Source organism: Okeania sp., from assembly GCF_983059655.1.
Genome location: NZ_CEZPJD010000811.1, coordinates 1 through 3,549 on the forward strand (window position 1 = coordinate 1; position 3,549 = coordinate 3,549).

At 36.1% G+C, this 3,549-nt stretch carries 2 protein-coding genes; both read right to left on the minus strand.

Annotation, left to right across the window (positions count from 1 at the left end; translation table 11 throughout):
- On the minus strand, nucleotides 1–1,028 hold a 1,028-nt coding region (locus tag AC3DU7_RS28720), incomplete at its 3' end, for a type III-B CRISPR module-associated Cmr3 family protein (RefSeq protein ID WP_488042669.1).
- Nucleotides 1,028–2,965 carry a Cas10/Cmr2 second palm domain-containing protein gene (locus tag AC3DU7_RS28725; RefSeq protein WP_488042670.1) on the minus strand — a complete coding sequence of 646 codons (1,938 nt, stop codon included), beginning with the start codon at nucleotides 2,963–2,965 and terminating at the stop codon, nucleotides 1,028–1,030. The genes AC3DU7_RS28720 and AC3DU7_RS28725, both read right to left, overlap by 1 nt.
- Nucleotides 2,966–3,549: the final 584 nt, after the last annotated feature.

Below are 3,549 nucleotides of genomic sequence, written 5' to 3' on the forward strand. Positions count from 1 at the left end.
TCTTTGGGAAACCAATTTTCATCCCAATTTTGCCAACACTTATCCAGTGGTTTTTCCAACACATAAACAGTTCCCGCAGGTACAGCATAACGTCCTCTGGATAGACGTTTTGGTTGATTTGATTGATGATTTTCACGATTTCCCATTCGATATCGGAATGTATGGGGGCGAGCAGTATAGAAAGTTTCGACAGACCAAGCATTTTTGTGGGTGTTTTCTTTGTTTTCTTGGCGATCGCCATTTTCTCCATTATCTAAAAGGATAGGTTGTCGATAGGAAAGACGGTTTGAACCCCAAACAGCAGGGGTAATAAGAGCAAACTGTTTTCCTACTGGTTGATTCAATAAATTTTTGTGTTTTTGATTTAATTCAACACATTTAATATCAACTAAATGACCTTCACCTCCAAACCGATACCAACCTGAATCTAGTTCGTGAGTAGAGAGGTAAACTAAACAAGTATCGGGGTCCATTTCTACAGCATTTTCTAAGAATAAACTGCCTTCTTCCTTAGTTTCATCAGTTACTACTCGTCGTTGATTTTTGTCTAGTTTAGGATGGAGATGGGGAGAAAATTTCCAAGGTGCTTTTTTGACTTCTTTAGGATTTTGCCAATCTGAAATTGCTATCCAAGTTCCCTTGTCAAATTTATCCGTAGGGGATTTTTTCTCCTCATCAAACCAACCTTCTTTTTGAGAATACCAAATTAATTTATGTTGAAAATTTCCATTTTTTATCAAATAAGTTAAAGGTGTAGGAACGTAAAAATTTTGCTCTGTTGATACCTCCTTTGTATTTCCCCAAAAAGGTCCGGATAGATATAAGTCTTGAACTGCTTTATTACCAAGATGAGCGGCAAAAATTCCTGAAAGAGTTGCCGAACTGGGAGGAAAACTTGTTCCAGAACGTCCCACTAAATTTTCTGGGGATAAAAACCTTCCGGCACTGCCATAAAGAAAGCCTAAAGGTTCAATAATAACCAGGTATTGGAACTCTACTTTTTCGTTTTTATCTTGCTCTTCAGTCATTATTTTTTCTCCTCCGTTAAACGAAATCCGACTTTGGCTAAATTAATCACCCAATCATTAAAAGCTTGTCTTATTTGATAAGTATCATTTGAATTTTTAACAACTTTATCTATTAAATCATTATCAGATTCGGAGTCAAAACTTTTAGGGTCTCCTAAGATGCCAGTAAAGATTTGAATATCATCTTTATCATAGCGATTAAACCAGTTTTGTGGATGGGCAATAATGTTGTACCATTCTTTACCAAAATAAATTTCTATCAAATTCAAAGCTATGTCAATTTTTGGGTTATTTACTGGTTTTTCATCAATAATTATTCTTTCACCGTCGAAAGCATGACGGGATTCTAACAAGGCTACATCTCGATAAAAATGAGTCCAATTATCATCATCGCTTCGGCTTTTATAGCTTTTAATTAGGTTTTGCTTGGGAGTGGAAATTTGAGGCAATAATTTCTCTATTTCTGTTTCAAAATCTTTGATTTCTATTTCATCTAATATCCACCAAGGACACACCCATTCTAAATAATTTCCACTATTAAATAATATCCTAAAAGCTATGCGATCGCGCCCTTTTTTCTTGGCAGATTGTTCGGCTTCATGACAATGTTGTAAAACATCTCTTTGTGGTACTTGAGAACCTGCCCAAACAAATCCCACACTAGGCGTAATTTTTTTCTCTTCAGGCCAATGCCAAATGCTTGATTTAAAAGTATAAAACCATTGCAAACAATCCAGTGGTTGAATTTGTTTCTTTTCTTCATAAAGAACTCCTAAAAAATCATCACCTCCTGCATAAATCATTCTACCTTTACCGGGTAGTTTATTTTCTTGTTGCTTGATTAATTCTTTTCCCCAGTTCCGCATTTCTTCACTAAATCTATTAGTAAGTTCCTTCTCGTTTTGTGCCCCTAGTTTTGTTAAACTTTTAAAATATTTACCTGCTCCATCGCCGTCTCCTTGAAACCAACCAGTCCAATATTCATTTTCATGGCGGTTCAAATCTTTAAAACTTTCTGGGCGAAGGTCATCAGCAAGTTGTGTAATTTCTGATATTTTTAACTTGAACGAATCGTCGTGTAACTTTGAATCTATTTTTTTTACAATTGACTGATTAGTTACTAGGCGTTTTATCAATTCAGGGATGCTAAGTTGTTCTCGTTCGTCAATAAATGATTCTCCTAATACATAACTAAGATTAGAATAAAAATCCTGAATTTTTTTTGTCTCTTCTTTATAATTGTATTGATAATGACCAATTTCCCAGATTTGTAGGAGTAGTAACGCAAAACTATACAATTCGCTTTTTACCAAGAGAGATAGGGTTAAAATCATTACTTTTTTGGCACTAACAGGAAATTTTCCTAAACCAGGATAAGCGATCGCATCTGCACCAGAAAGAGTTGAACTTTCTCCCTGCCAGTTAATTCCTGTCCAGTCACGCTGATTTTTGACTTGATTAATCTTTTCTCGTACATCACTAATACTATCATTTGCTTCTCCTTTTGCCCAGAAAAATTCCCAAGCATGGTTTTTCCAAAGTCGCCAATTTCTATCCCAATGAAATTCCCATTTAACTACTTTTCCATCTAATTTCTGCCAAGTATTTTCTTCAACCCATTCGCGACAACTATTCGCCACCAATGCCCAAACTTGCTCAAAAAATGTTTTAATCTGTTCTATGTCTGCTTCAGAGAAATCTCCTTTTAATATAATTTGATTTGGCATTCCTTGGGTAATATTCAGAAGAGCAGGAGAAACGACGACTGTTTCATCATCTTGTTTGAGTTTTGCCGCTGCCTGACAAATAACCCAAGACAACAGCGACAAAATATATGAACTGCCATATAAATCTCGAAGCTTTCGGGATTTTACGATAAAATCCTGCACTGGAGAAAAAGTTATAACTGTGTAAGTTGGTTTCTGCTTTTGGTCCATCAGTTTCTGTTTATCTAATTAGTGTTGGTGCATTGTAATTATTTTGGTCAAGGAAACAGTGGGAGTATCTTGCTCCCATAAAGCAGCACTGTTTATCCTCATCTACTATTCAAGCAGGACTATAGCGCTACGCGCAAGTCAGAAGTTAGAAGTTAGAAGTAATCCCTGACTAAGTTTGAGCGTCTATAATTGCCCTAACCTATTTGCGTAATGCTATACCATTTAATTTTCATTGTTAATTTACTCTCCTACTATAACCCGATGTAGAATACCCCTTTTCCAAAACTTCTATTCTCTGCTTTGTTATGGCGCTACAAATTTAGGTTAGGACATCTCTAATAGCTCATCTAGCTTGAAAATGTGGGTAAATTTTAGAAAATATAGACCTCTCCCCCCCTTTCCAAGGGGGGTTGGGGGGGATAGTAGCGTTGGGTTTTATCCACAATTTTAGTCTAGACGCGCTACTAAGTCCACCAAACCCACTTAAAGTTTACTTTTGCCTGTTGCCTAGCGCTACGCGCTATAAAAGTTTTCTGACCCACAAAAATAACAATCTGTATTGGTCAAATAATCAGTATCGGTTT

Coding starts and splice junctions, on each gene's coding strand:
- AC3DU7_RS28725 (WP_488042670.1), bottom strand. CDS start 2,965: ATGGACCAAAAGCAGAAACCAACTTACACAGTTATAACTTTTTCTCCA.